Here is a 17,472-nt window from a genome sequence, read left to right as displayed (position 1 = left end):
GTTGTGCGACCAGGGCCTGTTCGCCGTCGGGGGACGGGGAACAGGCTCCATCCCCGGGGGACGGGCCATGGCGCACCTGCTGATCTTCCTGCTCATCTTCGCCAGCGTGTTCGGCTGCGCGCTGCTGGGCATGTATGCGCGCACGCGCCTGCCCGATCACCACTTGGATGACGATTCGGCCTCGTCCATCAAGCTTGCCGCCGGTCTTATCGCCACCATCGCCGCGCTCGTTCTTGGCCTGTTGATTTCGTCGGCCAAGAGTTCATACGACGCCGTGGATGGCGACCTGGAACGCAACGCGGTGAACGTGCTTCGCCTCGACCGCGCGCTGGCGCAGTACGGACCCGAGGCGCAGCCGCTGCGAGACCAGCTCAAGCGGAACTACGCCAACTGGCTAGGCATGCTTTCCTCGAACGAGCGCGAACGCATCGACACGCTCGACAGCCCCACGGTGTTGCGCATGCTCAGTGATTTCCAGAGCGGGCTGGTCGCGCTTTCTCCCACCACACCGCTGCAACGCCAGCTGCGACACCGTGCACTGAAAATCTCCGACGAAGTGTTCACCGCGCGCTGGCTGGCACTCATGCAGAAAAGCGGCACCATTCCGAAGACACTTCTGCTGGTGCTGACCCTGTGGCTTTGCGTCATCTTCGGCACGTTCGGTCTTTTCGCGCCGCGCAATCACACCGTGCTGTTTTTCTTCCTGCTGTGCGCACTGTCTGCATCGGGCGCGATCTTCGTCATCCTGGAAATGGACACGCCACTCACCGGCATCGTGAAGGTGTCCCTGGCACCGATGCGCGAGGCCCTGGACCTGATGGGCCAGTGATGCGTTACCCGCTCAGCGCAGGGACGCCATCAGCTCGGCCACCCAATCGATGAATACGCGCAACCGCAACGGCAATTGCCGCTGCGACTGATACAGCACGCTCACGGGAAACGGCGGTGGTGGCATCGACGGCAGAATCTCCACCAGCGTGCCGCGCTCCAGCGCTTCGCCAAGCCGGTAACGCGGAAATTGCGCAATGCCCAGCCCTGCTTCGCAACAGGCGAGATAAGCCTCGGTGCCGCTCACGGTAATGGGCGCCGGCAAATTCACTTCGCGCATGCGCTTGCCCACCATGAATTCCAGCGGCGTCGTGCGGCGCGTGGTGGGCGACGCCCAGTTCACGGCGACGTGGCCGTCCTGCAAGTCCGCCAGCGTCTGTGGCAAGCCGTGACGTTTCACGTAGCCCGGACTGGCCACGGTGGCCTGCGACAAGCTCGCCACGCGCCGGCCCACCATGGTGGAGTCGGGAAGATCGCCCGCGCGCAACACGCAATCCACGCCTTCCTGCACGAGATCGATGAAGCGATCGCTGGTACCGATATCCAGCTCGATCTGCGGATAGCGCTCAAGAAAGCCCGGCAACGCCGGTATCAACACCTGGCGCGCCAGTGACGAAGCCAGGTCGATGCGCAACCGTCCCTTGGGTACCACCGCCGCCTCGCGGAAATCCGCCTCCACCGCATCCAGGTCCGCCAGCAAGCGCACGCAATGGTTGTAGTAGACCTCGCCATCGCGCGTGGGACGCACGCGGCGCGTGGTGCGCTGGAGCAGATGCGCGCCCACGCGTTCCTCCAGCCGCTTGATGGTGTGGGTGAGCGTGGCGCGCGGCAGGCTCAGGTCGTCGGCAGCACGGGTGAAGCTGCCCAGTTCCACGATGCGCGTGAACACCCGCATGGCTTGGAGACGGTCCATGATGATTGTTGACCATTTCGACAACAGACATGCCGATTATTGAGCATTTATCGCAAGCCTGTCATGGCCAAGAATGGCTGCTTCGCTTCCCCCAAAACCTGCGCAAGGAATCCCCATGCATACGCGACAGCTCGGCAAGAATGGTCCCTCCGTCTCCGCCCTCGGCCTGGGTTGCATGGGCATGAGCGACTTCTATGGCGCGGACCGCGACGATGCCGAATCCATCGCCACCATCCACCACGCGCTGGAGCGCGGTTTCAATTTCCTGGACACGGCCGACGTCTATGGCCCACACACCAACGAAGTGCTGGTAGGCAAGGCCCTCAAGGATCGCCGCGACCAGGCCTTCCTCGCCACCAAGTTCGGCATCGTGCGTGACCCCAACGACCCTTCCAGGCGCGGCGTGAACGGTCGCCCGGAGTACGTGCGTGCGTCGTGCGAGGCCAGCCTGAAGCGCCTGGGTACCGACCATATCGACCTGTACTACCAGCATCGCGTGGACACCAGCGTGCCCATCGAGGAAACCGTGGGCGCCATGGCCGAGCTGGTGAAGGAAGGCAAGGTGCGCCACCTCGGCCTGTCCGAAGCGTCCGGCGCCACGCTGGAACGCGCGGCCAAGGTGCACCCCATCGCGGCATTGCAGGTGGAGTTCTCGCTGTGGACGCGTGATCCGCAGGAAAACGGCATGGTCGAATCGGCCCACAAGACCGGCACCAGCATCGTGGCGTATTCGCCGCTGGGTCGCGGCTTCCTCACCGGTGCTTTCCGCACGCCGGAAGACTTCGATGCCGACGACTATCGCCGCCAGAGCCCGCGCTTCCAGGGCGAGAATTTCTTCCGCAACCTGGAACTGGTGGACAAGGTGAATGCCATCGCCGCGGAAAAAGGCTGCACGCCGGCACAGCTCGCGCTGGCCTGGGTGCTCGCACAAGGCAAGGACGTGTTCGCCATTCCGGGTACCAAGCATCGCCGCCGACTGGACGAAAATCTCGCTGCCATCGACATCACGCTGAGCGAGCAGGAACTGAAGGCCATCGATGCGGTGTTTCCGCCCGACGTTGCCGCAGGCGAGCGCTATGCCGGCCCGATGATGCAGATGGTGAATCGCTGATCCGTGGTGCGTATCGAGCAGCCTTACAAGAGCCGATCCGCATTCTTACTGAGTAAGTAGGACTTCGCTTACATCGAAATCTGCGACGCTCAGGCAATCTACACGGGTCGGATGTCCACGAGCATCCGGCAGCCCCTGGACTGGTCGCCCCCCTAGTGCCAGTCCATGAGGCCCCCGAAAGGGGGCCTTTTTTTTGCGTGTGGGCCGCCGATCCGTGGCGCGCAAGAAAACTTACATCGACAAACCGGCTTCCACGTCCAGCACCTTGCGGCGGGCCAGCGCGAGGTTGGAGCGCGCGCGGTCCAGCACCACGTAGAAGAACAGGCCAGCCTTGTTCGCGACCGGGCGGATGATGTGGTACTGCTTGCCCAGCGAGACCAGGATGTCCTCGATCTCGTCCTTCAGGCCCAGTGCCTTCATCGTCTTCATCTTCGAGCGCACCACTTCGGTGTTGCCCGCGGCGGCGACTTCCAGGTCGAACACCGTGCCTGATTGCGCCAGCGTCATGCCACTGGTGCTGTCCACCAGCGCAGCGCCGAGCACGCCGTCAAAGCCCATCAATTCCTTAATCGATTCGTTCAAATTGGACACAGCGTCTCTCCTGGATTGATGCATCGAAAAAATGACCGGGACGGTCGATGCGCCCGCTCCCGAATGTCATCGCGTATGGAACAGCTGCCCCAGCGACTCGCGGCAACCGCGCGCAGCCCACAACACCTGCCCCATCGTGACCTTGGCCCGGCACAACACGGTGAGAATCAACTTCTGTGCCGGATGCGGTATGTCCATCAAAAGAATGCGTCCCTGCGAAGCCTCGATGACGAGGTCGCGGCACTCGCCCAGCGAGCTCTCCTGACAGACGGCTTCGTTGATGGCCAGCAGCGAACTCGCCATCGCGGAAAGTTTTTCAGCCGACAGCTCACCCGTGAGCATCGCCGCGACGCGAAAACCATCGACGGTGGACACCAGCAGCCCGCAGATTTCCTGCTCGCGTGCCATCAGTGCTTCCATGTGATGGCGTATCACCATTTCCTCGCTGCGGCTCAGCACCGACTCCATCGCGTTCATGCCCATGCGGCTCCCTGCCGTGCCGATTCGTCGGCGGCCTCGATTTGGTAGAAGAGGATGTCGAGCAAGGTGATGACCTGCTCGCGTCGCCGCACGTCCGTCGATACCACCGGCACCTGCAAGCCAAGTTCGTGCAGCGCCTCGTGATAGTCGTCGAGCGAGGGCGACGGGTGCTGATCGAGCTTTCCCACGCCCACCACGGCACGCGATGTGCCAATGATGTTCGCGAATGCCTGCATGTATTCGCGCAAATCATCCAGCGGATCGGGTCGGCTGTTGTCGACCAGGAGAACCACGCCCAGGGCACCCTTGCCCAGGATGTCCCACATGAAGTGGAAGCGCGCCTGCCCTGGCGTGCCGAACAGCCGCAGTACCTGGCCGCCCGGCAATGTCACCTCGCCATAGTCGAGCCCGGTGGTCGTGGTCGCCTTGGCGTGCGTGGCTCTATCGCTGTTGCTGACTTCCGTGCGCACGGGCGTCACGTCACTCACCGCCGCGATGGCCGTGGTTTTTCCCGCACCCATGCTGCCGGTGAAAATGAGCTTGTACTCGCGCTCGGTCATGCTCAGCTCCGAATGCCAAGCACGCTGCGAATCGACTGGAACAATTCGCCGTAGCGCGAACGTTTCGGCGTCATCGGCCGCGCATCGCCACTCCCCGCCGAGGCAGGCAAGGCCTTCTCCTCCAGCAGGCAACTCATGGCGCAAGCACGCAGGAACGCGCGCGCTTCGGACACCGAGCGCCCCGTGACATCCGCGAGCGCCCGCGCACCCATCGGCTGCCGAACCAGCAGCGAGGCCATGCGAAGGTGATACGGCTCCAGCGCAAGCCGGCCAGCATCCGGCCAGCGTCGCAACACGTACGTGCCATCGACAGGCAGGCTTTTGTCGAAGAGTGCTTCCGGTGCCTGCAAGCCACAAAGCCACAACAAGCGATCGAGGCTGTCGCCATCCACGGCAGCGGCCATGGCCCGTGCGCCCTGTTCGTCGTCGATGACGTCCCATCGATACAGGCCGGCCAGACCGAGACGGAGCAACTCGCTCTCCTGCAGCGGCGACGCACTGGCCAGCCGCCGTGTCGCGGTGGACAACACCAGCGTGGACGCCCCCACGGTAATGGCGACGAAGCCCTTCTGCCCGGACAACAAAAGGCGGCGCAATGCCAGGACAAGCGGCTCGACGGTCACCTCGTCTGTCGTCGCCGAAGCCTTTGCCGGAACGACATGCACGAGCCGCTCGGACGCGCGATTGAGCACATCGATGAAATCGGCGCTGCGAATGGGAGCGCGCAGCATCAAGGTGTCGGGCAGTGCATGCTCGTCCTCGTGCACCACGGAAACACACAGCATGCCGTGCGAGTTCGCACGCTTGAGCGCCATCATGGACAAGGCGGAATCGGGGTGGCACAGCGCGACATTAGCCTCGAGGTTTTCCTGGAACATCCATTCCTCAGTGGTCTTGGCACTGACCATCTTGAGCAACGAACGGACGAGCAACTCCTCGCGCGCCGGCAACCCGACCGCGGTCAGTTTTCGAATTCGGGATGCCATGATTCACCTCATGGCTGGGCCGCGATGTCTCGCGGCACGCATGTGTCTGGTTCCGGTTTTCACGAGACAAACGGGCCCCGCTGCCGCATGCAACATGCGGCCGCCCAGGATGTTTATCGACATACGGAACGCCCCCTGTTTCCGCTTACTGACGACCGGCCTTAGGCAGAAAAGCTGCCTTGGGGCCGGCATTGGCTCGACTTCCAACGAGCACGCACGCAGCGAAGTTCTGAGTATCAGATCGCAAAACGAGGGATTCAGAATGTGACTCGCATCGCAAAACGTATGCGACCGCGGTCTGGATTGGTGAAAAGCGGACGTCCAAACGGCCTATGCCGAATAGACGTCTATACGGTTTCGACCATGTGTGAAGGCATAATCACAAAAGCTCACGAAAGCTATCTCGAAGCTTTCGCCGCTTACCGTTCTACGCAGGCGTCCAGCGATCAGTTTGATGCCGGCTGCCAGGCGTCGCGCTCTTCACTCGAAAGTGACAAAGTTTGCGCCCGCCCTTCGGCCGACGACGCCATGGCGGCCTCGATCACGGCCATGACCGTAATGGCCTGGCCAGGCGTTACCGGGTTGGCGCCCCGACCCAGCACGGCATCGCGGAAAGCGGCGTAGTAGCGACTCTGATCGCCGGCCGGGGTGCGGCGGTGCGTTACCTGGCCATGGCCGTCGTAAAGCATGAGGTCGTCGGCATCCTCGCCCCAGCCGTCATCGCCGGGCCGAATGCCTGCAAGCAATTGCGCTTCCTGCTGGTCGATCCTGGGTTTCACCAGGCTGCCCTGGGTGCCATGCACGGTGAAGCGGGCCGTGCCTCCTGCCACGAGCATGCCGGCATGAAGGATCACGCGGCGCGTGCCGTACTCCAGCACCACGTGTGCCCAATCAGGGCTTTCGCCGCCCTCGCGCTGGATCGCCAGGCTGCCCCACACGCGGTCGGGCAAGCCGAACAGGCACAAGGCCTGATCGACCAGATGCGGACCCAGGTCGTACCAGAGGCCACTGCCGGCGCCAGCCTGCTCGCGCCAACGCGCGCGAACCTGCGGCCGGAAGCGGTCGATATGCGATTCGAAGTGCGTGACTTCGCCAAGCGCGCCTTGCGCCATCATCTGGCGCACGCCGAGGAAGTCCGAATCCCAGCGGCGATTCTGGAACACCGACAGCACGCGGTCATGCCTTGCGGCGATGCTAGCCAGCGCGCGCGCCTGCACCAGGTCCAGCGCGAAGGGCTTGTCCACCACGACATGCTTGCCTGCCTCCATCGCCGCCTGCGCGAGCGGCGCATGCGTGTCGTTGGGAGACGCGATGACAATGGCATCGATGCGTGGATCAGCCAGCGCCTCTTCGGCATGCGCCACCACGTTCATGCCGGGAAGATCCGCGTGCACCTTGGCTGCATCGCGCGACACCACCGTGGCGAGCGACAGCCCGGGCACCGCGCGAATCAAGGGTGCATGAAAGGTCTTGCCGGCGTAGCCATAGCCGATCAGCGCCATGCGCAGCGTAGGGGAAACATCATTCATGGGTGGGGACCGATGGTACGAAGGCGTTCCATGATAGGCCACGCGGATGGCTCGCGGTTTCGCGCGGCAATAACGTTTTGGCGCGCACCATGCGGTCTCTTTCTCCGCGCCGAGGACCTCGCCATGTCGACCCGCCTTGTGCTGATCGCTGCATTACTGGCCTGCACCGGCCTGAGTACCTCCGCCCTGGCGCAGGACGCACCACCCGCGGGCGCGCCCCAGGCCAAGCGCACCATCCTCGATCAGCATGACCAAAGTGGTGTGCCTGGTACGCAGATCATCCTGGGCATGGCGGAAGTACCCGCCGGCGGCGCAGTGGGCTGGCACACGCACGATGGTGACGAGTCGGGTTACGTGCTCAAGGGCAACCTGGTGTTGAAGACGCGCGGCAAGCCCGATCAGGTGCTGAAGGCGGGCGATCACTTCTTCAACCCGCGTGGCGCAGTGCACAGCCTTGCCGCAGCACCTGGCACCGATGGCGGCACGGCGTTGTCGACGTGGATCGTCGACAAGGGCAAGCCGCTCGCGGAACCCGTGAAATAGCGAAAACCGCTGAAATTTAGGCCTTTGGGCCATACAACGCGCGACGCATACTTACTTATCGCGCGCCGGCTTGTGCGTGTCATTTCACGATCAAGTCACCGCCACGATGTTACTGACCAGAACGGTTGATCCGGTCAGGCGAAGGCGGTCCCATGAGCGGGCATGTGCAACGACGGCGGATGCATTTCATCCTATCGCGTCAACGCAGTCACTCGCGGCTCGCTTCGCTCCCCTCCCCACCTACATTGCTCGCCACTTGCCTGATGGCCGCGTTGTCATCGCCGGCATTCGCCAACTGTGTGTTGCAGCCCGATGGCGTGACCGTGGTGTGCGATACAAGCTCACCCAACCCGTATACGAGCAGCATCAACGCCATCACGGTGGGCACGGGTACGCTGGTGATTCCCACCAGCGGTGCCAAGGTGATCGTGAATGCGGGCGCCGGCATATCGACCACGGGTGCAGCGATACAGGTAAGCAACAACAGCACCGTGACGAACGGTGGGTCGATCAGCACCACCTTCATCAACGCCTACGGCATGTGGGCGGGTGATCCCAACAACGCATCGAGCACCACGGCGGGCTTCGGGAACACGCTGGAAAACGACGGCACCATCAAGACCACGGGAAGCAACTCCGTGGGCATGTTCGCGCGCACCGCCAATCGCACCACAGGCAACACGCTCATCAATCGTGGAAGCATCGACACCTACGGTTCGATTTCAGGCACCAGTGCGCGCTCGTCTACCGCGGGCATTCGTTCGGACAGCGTGGTCGCGAGCACCATACTGAACTATGGCACCGTGGCAGCGCATGGCGCGTACGCCACCATCGGCACCGGCAGCACCGTGGCCATTGCAGGCAACGGCGTGGAAATGGCGGGACCGGGCGGCTTCGTCAACGAAGCCGGCGCCAGCGTCACCAGCGACAACGCTTATGGCTTCTACGGCGACGGCCACAACGCCAACGGCATCACCGTGACCAATTCGGGCACGCTCAGCGGCAAGCTTGGCGCGATCCTGTTTGGTGCAGGGCAGTCCAACAACGCGGTAATGCTCGAAGCGGGTTCCAGCACGACGGGCTCCATCGATGCCGGCGCAGGTGGAAGCAACAACACGCTGGTGTTCGATGGTTTCAACGCGACGGCGTTCGCCAACGCCATTCCGAACTGGCAACTGGTCGCCTTGCGCAATGCCGCGTCCGTGTCGTTCACCGGCGCCACGTATGCGCTGACCAATCTCTCCCTGGATGCGGGCACCACGGGGACGTTCGCCACGCCCGCATTGACCATCAGCGGCCAGATCACGGACAACGGCGCGCTCGTTTTTTCGAGTCCTGCCAACCTGACCAGCGCCGCGCCCATCCAGGGTAGCGGTTCGGTGACCCAAACCGGCAGCGGCGTGCTGACATTGTCGGGCGCGGGCACGTACACGGGAACCACCACCGTGGCGAGCGGTACGCTGCAGGCCGGCGCAGCCAACGTGTTCTCTCCTTCAAGCGCGTTTACGGTGGACAACGGCGCGACGCTGGATCTTGGCAATGCCAACCAGACGATTGGCAGCCTCGCGGGCGCCGGCGCAGTCACCTTGGGCGCAGGCACGCTCACCGCGGGCGGCCTTGGTACGTCGACCGCGTTCAGCGGCGTGATCGGTGGCAGCGGCGCGCTGGTGAAGACAGGCGCGGGGACGCTCACACTCAGCGGCAGCGACACCTATACCGGCGGTACCACCATCGACGGCGGCACGCTGCAGCTGGGCGATGGTGCCACCAGCGGCAGCATCCTTGGCGATGTCACCGACAACGGTGTTCTCACCTTCGACCGCAGCGACATCGTCACGTTTCCGGGCGTGATATCGGGTTCCGGCAGCGTGACGCAAGCGGGATCAGGAACCACCCTCTTCACCAGCAACCAGACGTACACCGGTGGCACCACGATCAGCGCGGGTACATTGCAGCTGGGCAACGGCGGCACCAGTGGCAGCATCGTGGGCGATGTGGTGGACAACGGTGTGCTCGTGATCGATCGCAGCGACGCGGTGGCGCTTCCCGGCGTGATATCGGGCAGCGGCGGCGTGACGCAACAAGGGTCGGGCATCACCACGTTCACGGGAAACAACACCTATACCGGCGGCACCACGATCAGTGCAGGCACGCTGCATCTTGGCGATGGCGGCACCAGCGGAAGCATCACGGGCGACGTGGTGAACAACGGCGCGCTGGTGTTCGATCGCAGCGACAGCGTGACATTCCCCGGCCTCATTTCAGGCAGCGGCAGCGTGACCCAGCAAGGCACCGGCACCACGGTGCTGACCGCCGACAACACCTATGGCGGAGGCACCACCATCAATGCCGGTGCGTTGCAGTTGGGCGACGGCGGTACCAGTGGCGGCATCGCGGGCGACGTGACCGACAACGGGCGGCTGATCTTCAATCGTTGGGATGACACGACATTCGCCGGTACCATTTCCGGCAGCGGCAGCGTGAAGCAGCTGGGCAGCGGCACCACGATATTGACCGCCAGCAATACGTACAGCGGCGGCACCGTGATCGCCAACGGCGTGCTGCAACTGGGCAACGGCGGAACCTCAGGCAGCATCACCGGCGATGTGCAGGATGGCGGCACGCTGATCTTCAATCGCAGTGACACGGTGACGTTCAATGGCGTGATCAGCGACTGGACCGCCACCACGCCCGATCCCATCGGCGCCGTGCAGCAGAACGGTACCGGTACCACCATCCTTACGGCGAACAACACCTATAGCGGTGCCACGGACGTGAACGCCGGCACGCTCGTGGTGGGCAATGTGCCCATCAGCATTGCCGCCATATCGGGTGGCGGTCCGGTGACGGTGGCGCAAGGTGCCACGCTGGGTGGCTACGGCATGATCGGCCAGTACTTTGGCGCCAGTTCCGTCGTGACCAACAACGGCACCCTCGCGGTCGCCGATGCGTTGCCCTTGTTCCAGAACGGAAGCAAAGGCGACTTCGCCATCAACGGCACACTGATCAACAACAATCTGATCCAGCTGGCCGGCACCGGCGTGGGCAATTCATTGTTCGTCAGCAGCCTGGTGGGGCAAGGAAGTTCACGCATCGCGATGAACACCGTGCTGGATGGCGATGGCGCCAACTCGGATCTGCTGGTCTACGGCGCCGGCACGGCCACCGGCCACACTGTGCTCAATATCGCCAACGTTGGCGGACTCGGTGCGGCAACGCCGGGCAACGGCATCCTGGTGGTCGCCGCCAGCGGACCGGCTTCTTCCACCAGCGACGCCTTTACGCTGGGCACAACGCTGGAGGCGGGTCCTTATCAGTACGCGCTATTCAAGGGTTCGCGCGACTCCTCCTCCCCGGAGTCCTGGTATTTGCGTTCGGAGAATCCCAACCCGCCGACAGACGTGCTGGACGCACTCGGCATACCGACGTCTCCTGGCACGCCCACATCGCCAGGCTCCCCAACAGCACCAACCACGCCAACACCCTACGTGGCGTACTACCGCCCGGAAGTTTCGCTCTACGCTGCCCTGCCCTCGATGGCACTCAACTACGGTCGTACCTTGATCGGCACCTTGCACGACCGCGTTGGCGAAGAAGAGCAACTGCGCGACGCAGGCGATACCGTCGGTCCCAGCGGCGTGTGGGCGCGCGTGATCGGACAGGATGGCCAATGGGATGCCAAGAGTGGCGGCATTTATCGCGACGGTCCCTCCTTCGACGACAACATGGTGGCGGTGCAGGCCGGGCTGGATTTGTATCGCGCCGAGCACGACGGCGGCACGCGCGATTTTGCAGGCTTGCTGGCGTCGGTGGGTCACGGTCATGGCAGCGTGGACAACTACGACAACACGTCAGCGGGCAACAACCGGTTCGACTCGTATTCCTTCGGCGGTTACTGGACACGCTTCGGTGCGAATGACTGGTATCTCGACGGCGTCGCGCAGGGTACCTGGTACGACGCCAAGGCAGATTCCAACCAGCCATACAGCCTATCCACGCATGGCTTCGATGCCACACTGTCACTTGAGGGTGGCTATCCATTCCGTTTCGCCAACGGGTGGACGCTGGAACCGCAGGCGCAGACGATCTACCAGTCGCTGCATTTGAACAATGCATCCGACAGCGCAGCGCGCGTGCAATTTCGCGACAGCGATTCGCTCGCGGCCCGCGTAGGCGGACGCGCATCGCAGACGTGGTCGCTGGATCAGGCAGGTACGCCGCGCCAGATCTCGGGCTGGTTCTTCGCCAACATCTGGCACGAGTTCAAGTCCGATGCGATCACGGCGTTTTCGTCGGAGGAAGGCAACGTGCCCTTCCAATCCGACCTGGGCGGCAGCTGGTGGGAAGTGGGCGCCGGCATCAGCGCGCAGTGGCGAAAGGGCATGTCGCTCTACGCCACCATCAGCTACGACAAGGGCTTTGACGAAGGCATCAAGGCCATCAACGGCAACCTGGGACTTCGGGTCAACTGGTAGCGCGCCAAGGACCGAGCTGACGCTAGGGCTCGCTGTGTTCGGCGATCTCCAGGAACAGGCTTTGCAACTCGCCGCCGAGCTCCACGCCTTGATGCGTCAGGCTGAGGCCGCCACGTTCGTCGCTCAACATGCAGTTGCCGTCGATGACGCCCAGCACGTTCGCCACGGCGTCGATGGTGACCTGTCGCGTGAGTTCCAGCAGCACCTCGCGCTGGTCGGCGTCCAGCGTGCCGAACAAGGTCAGCACGCGTTGCCAGTAAGGGTCCGGCGCCTGGTCGGCGTGGGTATGCAACAGCACATCGCGGTAGATGGCGTGGTTTTCGTCCACCACGGCCGCGCCCAGCTTGGATACGAACTCGTACGGCGTCATCGCGCTCCCCCCCCGGTGTTTCCTGTTGTGCCGTCAACGTGGCCGGTGTGTGCCGCCTTCCAGAAGATCGGCCAACGCATCGGCGAGATCCATTTGCCGGAACGGCTTGGACAATCGTGGCAGATCAATGACCGCGTGATCGTTGAGCGATGCAAAGCCGGTAATCATCAGCACCGGCAAACCCGGCCGAAGCTGCACGGATTCCCGCGCGAGTTGCGTGCCGGTCATGCCGGGCATGGCGTAGTCGGTGACGAGCGCGTCCACCTGCAAGCCTTCGCGCAGCATCGACAACGCCTGGCGTCCCGACGACGCCTGATGCACCACGTACCCTGCATCCGCCAGCATGTCCGCCGTGCCCGAGCGTACGAGTTCTTCGTCATCGACCAGCAGCACGGGCGTGCCTTGTGCGCGGCGGAGCACTCGCTGGCCGGTGGCCGGCGTAGACCCATCGGCCAACCGCACGGCGGTGGCCGGAAGCCACAAGGTGGCGGTGGTTCCCTGCCCCGGCGTGCTGGCCAGCGCAAAGTCGCCACCCGATTGCGCTGCCAGGCCGTGCACCATCGACAGGCCCAGGCCGGTGCCATGGCCCTTGGCCTTGGTAGTGAAGAAAGGCTCCACCGCACGCTTGATGGTTTCGGCATCCATGCCGGCACCGGTGTCGGAAACGCGAACGCGCACGTAGTTCCCTTCGTCCAGCTTGGCATGCGCGGGGACGTGTTCCTGCGTCACCGATACGGTAAGCGCGCCGCCGTCAGGCATGGCATCACGCGCATTCACCGCAAGGTTCAGCAGCGCCAGCTCGAACTGGTTGGGGTCGATCATCGCCAGCGGCAGGTTCACCTCGCACTCGATGCGCAGCACCACCTGCGGCCCGAGCGAACGCGCGAGCAGATCCTCCATGCCGTTGACCAGCTGGCGCACATTGATCGGCCGCGCCTCCAGATGCTGGCGTCGCGCAAACGCAAGCAACCGCTGCACCAGCACGCGTGCGCGTTCGGCGGCCTGCAGCCCGGCCGACGTCAGCTTGCGGATGCGGTCGTCGTTTTCATGAAGTCGCGACACCATGTCCAGCGCACCCACGATGGGTGTGAGCAGGTTGTTGAAATCGTGGGCGACGCCGCCAGTCAGCTGGCCAATGGTTTCCAGCTTCTGCATCTCGTGGATGCGCGCCAGTGCAGCTTCGCGCTGGCCCACGACCTGGGCGATGCGTTCACTCAACTCGCGATTGACACCCTGCAGGGCCTCTTCGGCGCGCTTGCGCGTGGTGATGTCCTTGAACAACACCGCTACCTGCCGTCGTTCGGCGGGGCCAACACGGAATGCGGATAGTTCCAGGTAGCGGTCTGTCGCGGCGAGTTCGTGCTCGAACTGTATCGGCTGGCCGGTAAGCAGCACGTGGCGATAGATCTCGATCCAGATATCGGCTTCCTTCGGCAGGATCTCGCGCACGGTGCGTCCCACCGTGTTGGAAAGTCCCGAATTGGCGGTGTACGCCGGATTGGTCTCTACATGGGTGTAGTCGCTCAGCGGCCCGTGCGGCCCGTCGATGAATTCGATGACACAGAAGCCCTCGTCGATGCTGTCGAACAGTGACTTGTACTTGGCTTCACTGGCAGCGAGCTGCTGCTCGGTAAGACGACGTCCCTCGATGTCGATGAGCACGCCGGGAAACGACACCGGCGTGCCGTCGCTCGCCTTGTCGACGCGTCCGTTCGCTTCGATCCAGTAGTAACGCCCGTCGGATCGGCGTACGCGGTATTGGTGTGCATACGCGCCACCGCGATCCTTCGCCTCGGCAATGGCTCGTTCCAGCCCAGGCCGGTCGTCCGGATGCACCGTGGCGATGATCTGCGCCAGGCTCAAACCATCGCGCCCCAGCGACGGGTCCAGCCCGAAGTTGACGGCAAACTTTTCATCGACCGTGAAGCGGTCGGACCTCAGGTCCCACAACCATGTACCGATGATGGCGCCCGCCGCCAATGCCATCTGCACGCGCTCGGCGTCCTGTCGTTGGCGCGCCTCGGCCTGGCGCAACAGGGTTTCGGTGCGCACGCGTTCGGAAACCGACCAGCTGCGTGCGACGACGGAGCGGGCGAAATGCGTTTCCTCATCCGTCCAGTGCCGCGTTGGCGGATATCGCATGCGGAACGCGCCCACCTGACCACCCGAACGCGATACCGGAATATCGAACATGCCGCCGTCGCGTTCTTCCTGCATGGCACCGTTGGGCTGCACATCGGCGTATGACGCACTTTCGACACCCAGTTCGCGACACAGCAGATCGGATGCAATGGTCTTGGGGCCTTCGGCATCCTCGCTGCCACGCAGCGCGTCTTCCAGTTGGAGCAGGGACGCCTGCCGGCGCGATGCCAGCACGCGGCCCGTGGTTTCCGAGACGATGCAGAGCACGCCACCGACGGAGCCGTCGCCTTCGGGCACGGCCGAATAGGAGATGTCGAAGTACACCGTTTCACCAAAGCCGTGGCGTTCGATGTAGAACGGTCGATCGGCCGCAGCGAAGGTTTCGCGCGTGTCGCGCACATTGACCAGCAGTGGTTCCAGATCGCCCCACAGCTCGGCCCAGTTTTCCGATGCGGGACGCCCCAATGCACGCGGATGCTTGTCGCCGATGGTCGGCCTGTAGGCATCGTTGTAGAGCGCGACGAAGTGCGGCCCCCAGAACAACACGATCTGCGCCTGCGCGGCGAGCATCATGCCGACGGTGGTGCGCAAGCTCGGGGACCAGCTGTCGGGCGCCCCCAGCGGCGACTGCGACCAGTCGAGCCCACGCATGAACGTGCCCAAGCTGTCTGGACCACCGGAGAGGAAACCCAGTTGGGTGGCGGCGCTGGACACTTGCTCTGACATGGAACGCTTTACTCCGGATCACATTGCGTCGACCGCCCTGGTTTGGCGGATATTCCCGATGACGCCCTTGCCGGCCCACCGATCCTTCGTGTTCTGGATATCGCGCCGCGCGTGTAGGCGCTGACAAAGTCCTGCGTTCCCCGCGGTTTAGAAAGCCTCAAGGTAGCGTGATGATGGCCTGCAGGCCGCCACCCTCGCGTTGGGCCAAACGCAAATGCCCGCCAATGGAAGCGATGAGCTGCGAGGCAATGGCCAGACCCAGGCCCGTGCCACCGGTGTGGCGGTTGCGCGAGGATTCCAGCCGGTAGAAAGGCTGTAGCACCTGTTCCAGTTCATTCCCGGGAATACCCGGACCGCGATCGGACACCACGATGCTCAGGGCGCCCGCCGCATCGCGTTGGAGCGCCACTTCGGCCGAACCGCCGTACTTCACGGCGTTGTCGATCAGGTTGCCCAACACGCGGCGCAGGGCCTGCTGGCGCACGGTGGCAGTGGCTGTCACGTTGCCATTCATCGTCACGGGTTGCCCGACGTCCTGGTAATCGAACACCAGGCTTTCGACGAAGGCACCCACATCCAGCTTCACCGGCGTTTCCGAACCGCCATGCGCGCTGCGCGCATAGGCCACGCCTTCCTTCACCAGATGTTCCAGTTCGCGCAGGTCATCGAGAATGCGCTGCTGTTCGGGCGACTCGTCCAGGGCTTCCAGGCGCAAGCGCATGCGCGTGATCGGTGTCTGCAGGTCGTGTGAAATGGAAGCGAGTATGTGCAGGCGTTCTTTCAAGTGACGACCGATGCGTTCCTGCATGGTATTGAACGCCCGTGCCGCCCGCGCGACCTCGGTGGGGCCTTCCTGCGACATGCGGGGACCATCGGCCGCAGGCGTCATGGCATCGGCCGCCTGGGCCAATGTCGTCAACGGGCGCGTGGCCAGCCTCACTGCAAGCCATGTGCAGAGCAGCAGCAGGATCACCTGAAGGATGAACACGAACGGCAACCACGTCGCCAGCGGCTTCATGCGCGGCGTGATCTCCAGCGTCAGCGGCGTGCCGTCGTGCAGGGTGAAATGCACCTGATAGCGTTCTGGCGACATGGAAATGGTGTTGCCGAAGACGTGATAGTCCGGCCCCACTTCCTTGGCGATCAGGCCGACCACATAGGCCGAGCGATCCGTCTTGAGCGTGTTTCCCGGCTCGCCAGGCCCGAGGATGTAGAAGTAGTTGTCCCGTTCCAGCCGATTGAGCCAGCGGGAACGTTCGCTCGCCGGCAGGCGGTCGATCACCGCGACGGAGGTGCCTACGTCATGCTCCAGCGTGTTGAACATCACTGCCGTGGCGCTATCCATGCGCTCGGTGTAGAGCAGCGCAAAGGAGAGCCCCTGCGCCAGCATCAGCCCGGCGAAGATGATCAGGTACAACCGCGACGCCATGCTGCGCGGCAGCCAGCGGCGTGTTGTTTTGGCCTCGCTCATGGTTCCTGTCCGTTGAGCACGACCGGCATGGAGAACACATAGCCCTCGCTGCGCACGGTCTTGATATACGACTGGTCCTTCGCATCGTCCTGCAGGCGCTGACGCAGCCGGCTCACCATCAGGTCGATGGAGCGATCGAACAATTCCGCGTCCCTGCCCTGCGTGAGGTTGAGCAGCTGGTCGCGCGACAGCACGCGCTGCGGATGATCGAGGAACACGCGCAACAAACGAAACTCCGCACCACTCAGCGACACCACCGTGCCGTCTTCCGCCAGCAGGTGGCGTGCCGTGGTATCCAGTCGCCAGCGACCGAACGCGATGGTGTCGCTGCTTTCGGTGACGCGAAGATTCGGCGGCAACATGCGCGTGCGACGGATTACCGCCTTGATACGCGCCAGCAGCTCGCGCGGCGAGAACGGCTTGGTGACGTAGTCGTCCGCGCCCATTTCCAAGCCGATGATGCGGTCCGTTTCGTCGTCGCGCGCGGTGAGCAGCACCACCGGAATGTGCTTGTGCTTGCCGCCGCGCAGCGTGCGGCACAGCACCAGGCCATCGTCACCCGGCATCATGATGTCGAGCACCACCAGGTCGAACGCGGACGTATCCAGCTGCGCAAACATCTCGCGACCGTCCGCGGCTGCCGTGGCGCGCAAGCCGTTCTTGCGCAGGTAATCCACGATGCCCGTGCGTATCCCGTGGTCGTCGTCGACGACGAGGATGTGGTCGATGTGGTCCATGCCTTCTCCG

At 63.7% G+C, this 17,472-nt stretch carries 14 protein-coding genes; 4 read left to right on the top strand and 10 right to left on the bottom strand.

The window, feature by feature from the left end; translation table 11 throughout:
- Nucleotides 1-67: 67 nt before the first annotated feature.
- Nucleotides 68-829: a hypothetical protein gene (locus tag DK366_RS20165; protein WP_109127355.1), complete on the top strand. Its 762-nt coding sequence runs from the start codon at nucleotides 68-70 to the stop codon at nucleotides 827-829.
- Between the two features lie 12 nt (nucleotides 830-841).
- Here the strand turns inward: DK366_RS20165 and DK366_RS20160 are convergent, their stop codons facing one another.
- A complete protein-coding gene (locus DK366_RS20160) occupies nucleotides 842-1,741 on the bottom strand; it encodes a LysR family transcriptional regulator (protein WP_109127354.1) in 900 nt (299 codons plus the stop codon).
- A 115-nt stretch (nucleotides 1,742-1,856) separates the two neighbouring features.
- Here DK366_RS20160 and DK366_RS20155 point away from each other — a divergent pair, with 115 nt between their 5' ends.
- Nucleotides 1,857-2,852: an aldo/keto reductase gene (locus tag DK366_RS20155; protein ID WP_109127353.1), complete on the top strand. Its 996-nt coding sequence runs from the start codon at nucleotides 1,857-1,859 to the stop codon at nucleotides 2,850-2,852.
- 231 nt (nucleotides 2,853-3,083) lie between these two features.
- Here the strand turns inward: DK366_RS20155 and DK366_RS20150 are convergent, their stop codons facing one another.
- The 5 genes from DK366_RS20150 to DK366_RS20130 form a co-directional block, all read right to left on the bottom strand.
- Nucleotides 3,084-3,410, bottom strand: a complete 327-nt coding sequence (locus tag DK366_RS20150; protein WP_232821134.1) for a hypothetical protein — start codon at nucleotides 3,408-3,410, stop codon at nucleotides 3,084-3,086.
- A gap of 99 nt (nucleotides 3,411-3,509) precedes the next feature.
- Complete coding sequence (locus DK366_RS20145; protein WP_157956633.1) at nucleotides 3,510-3,920, bottom strand: roadblock/LC7 domain-containing protein; 411 nt, start codon at nucleotides 3,918-3,920, stop codon at nucleotides 3,510-3,512.
- Nucleotides 3,917-4,483 (bottom strand): ATP/GTP-binding protein, encoded by a 567-nt coding sequence (locus tag DK366_RS20140; RefSeq protein ID WP_109127350.1) that lies wholly within the window; start codon nucleotides 4,481-4,483, stop codon nucleotides 3,917-3,919. The genes DK366_RS20145 and DK366_RS20140 overlap by 4 nt, the downstream gene beginning before the upstream one ends.
- A gap of 2 nt (nucleotides 4,484-4,485) precedes the next feature.
- Nucleotides 4,486-5,469: a hypothetical protein gene (locus DK366_RS20135; protein ID WP_109127349.1), complete on the bottom strand. Its 984-nt coding sequence runs from the start codon at nucleotides 5,467-5,469 to the stop codon at nucleotides 4,486-4,488.
- Nucleotides 5,470-5,915: 446 nt separating this feature from the next.
- Nucleotides 5,916-6,998, bottom strand: a complete 1,083-nt coding sequence (locus DK366_RS20130) for an oxidoreductase (RefSeq protein WP_109127348.1) — start codon at nucleotides 6,996-6,998, stop codon at nucleotides 5,916-5,918.
- Nucleotides 6,999-7,121: 123 nt separating this feature from the next.
- On the opposite strand from DK366_RS20130, the gene DK366_RS20125 reads away from it, so the two are divergent.
- Together DK366_RS20125 and DK366_RS20120 are read left to right on the top strand one after the other, a co-directional pair.
- On the top strand, nucleotides 7,122-7,541 hold the full coding sequence (locus tag DK366_RS20125) for a cupin domain-containing protein (RefSeq protein WP_109127347.1): 420 nt from the start codon (nucleotides 7,122-7,124) through the stop codon (nucleotides 7,539-7,541).
- A gap of 263 nt (nucleotides 7,542-7,804) precedes the next feature.
- The gene (locus tag DK366_RS20120) at nucleotides 7,805-12,016 is read left to right on the top strand and encodes an autotransporter outer membrane beta-barrel domain-containing protein (protein ID WP_198651641.1); all 4,212 of its coding nucleotides are present in this window, start codon (nucleotides 7,805-7,807) and stop codon (nucleotides 12,014-12,016) included.
- Between the two features lie 22 nt (nucleotides 12,017-12,038).
- On the opposite strand, the gene DK366_RS20115 is transcribed toward DK366_RS20120, so the two are convergent.
- From DK366_RS20115 to DK366_RS20100, 4 genes are all read right to left on the bottom strand, one after another.
- Nucleotides 12,039-12,386 carry a hypothetical protein gene (locus DK366_RS20115; protein WP_109127345.1) on the bottom strand — a complete coding sequence of 116 codons (348 nt, stop codon included), beginning with the start codon at nucleotides 12,384-12,386 and terminating at the stop codon, nucleotides 12,039-12,041.
- Nucleotides 12,387-12,419: 33 nt separating this feature from the next.
- Entirely contained in the window at nucleotides 12,420-15,254 is a 2,835-nt protein-coding gene (locus DK366_RS20110; protein WP_109127344.1) for an ATP-binding protein, read from the bottom strand.
- Between the two features lie 157 nt (nucleotides 15,255-15,411).
- Complete coding sequence (locus tag DK366_RS20105; RefSeq protein WP_109127343.1) at nucleotides 15,412-16,725, bottom strand: HAMP domain-containing sensor histidine kinase; 1,314 nt, start codon at nucleotides 16,723-16,725, stop codon at nucleotides 15,412-15,414.
- A complete protein-coding gene (locus DK366_RS20100; RefSeq protein ID WP_109127342.1) occupies nucleotides 16,722-17,462 on the bottom strand; it encodes a response regulator in 741 nt (246 codons plus the stop codon). Before DK366_RS20100 ends, DK366_RS20105 begins: the two co-directional genes overlap by 4 nt.
- Nucleotides 17,463-17,472: the final 10 nt, after the last annotated feature.

Origin of the sequence: Dyella sp. C11 (assembly GCF_003121485.1) — a bacterium.
Lineage (GTDB): Bacteria > Pseudomonadota > Gammaproteobacteria > Xanthomonadales > Rhodanobacteraceae > Dyella.
The sequence above is the reverse complement of the archived record's forward strand: the minus strand, read 5'-3'. Positions and strand labels throughout refer to the sequence as shown.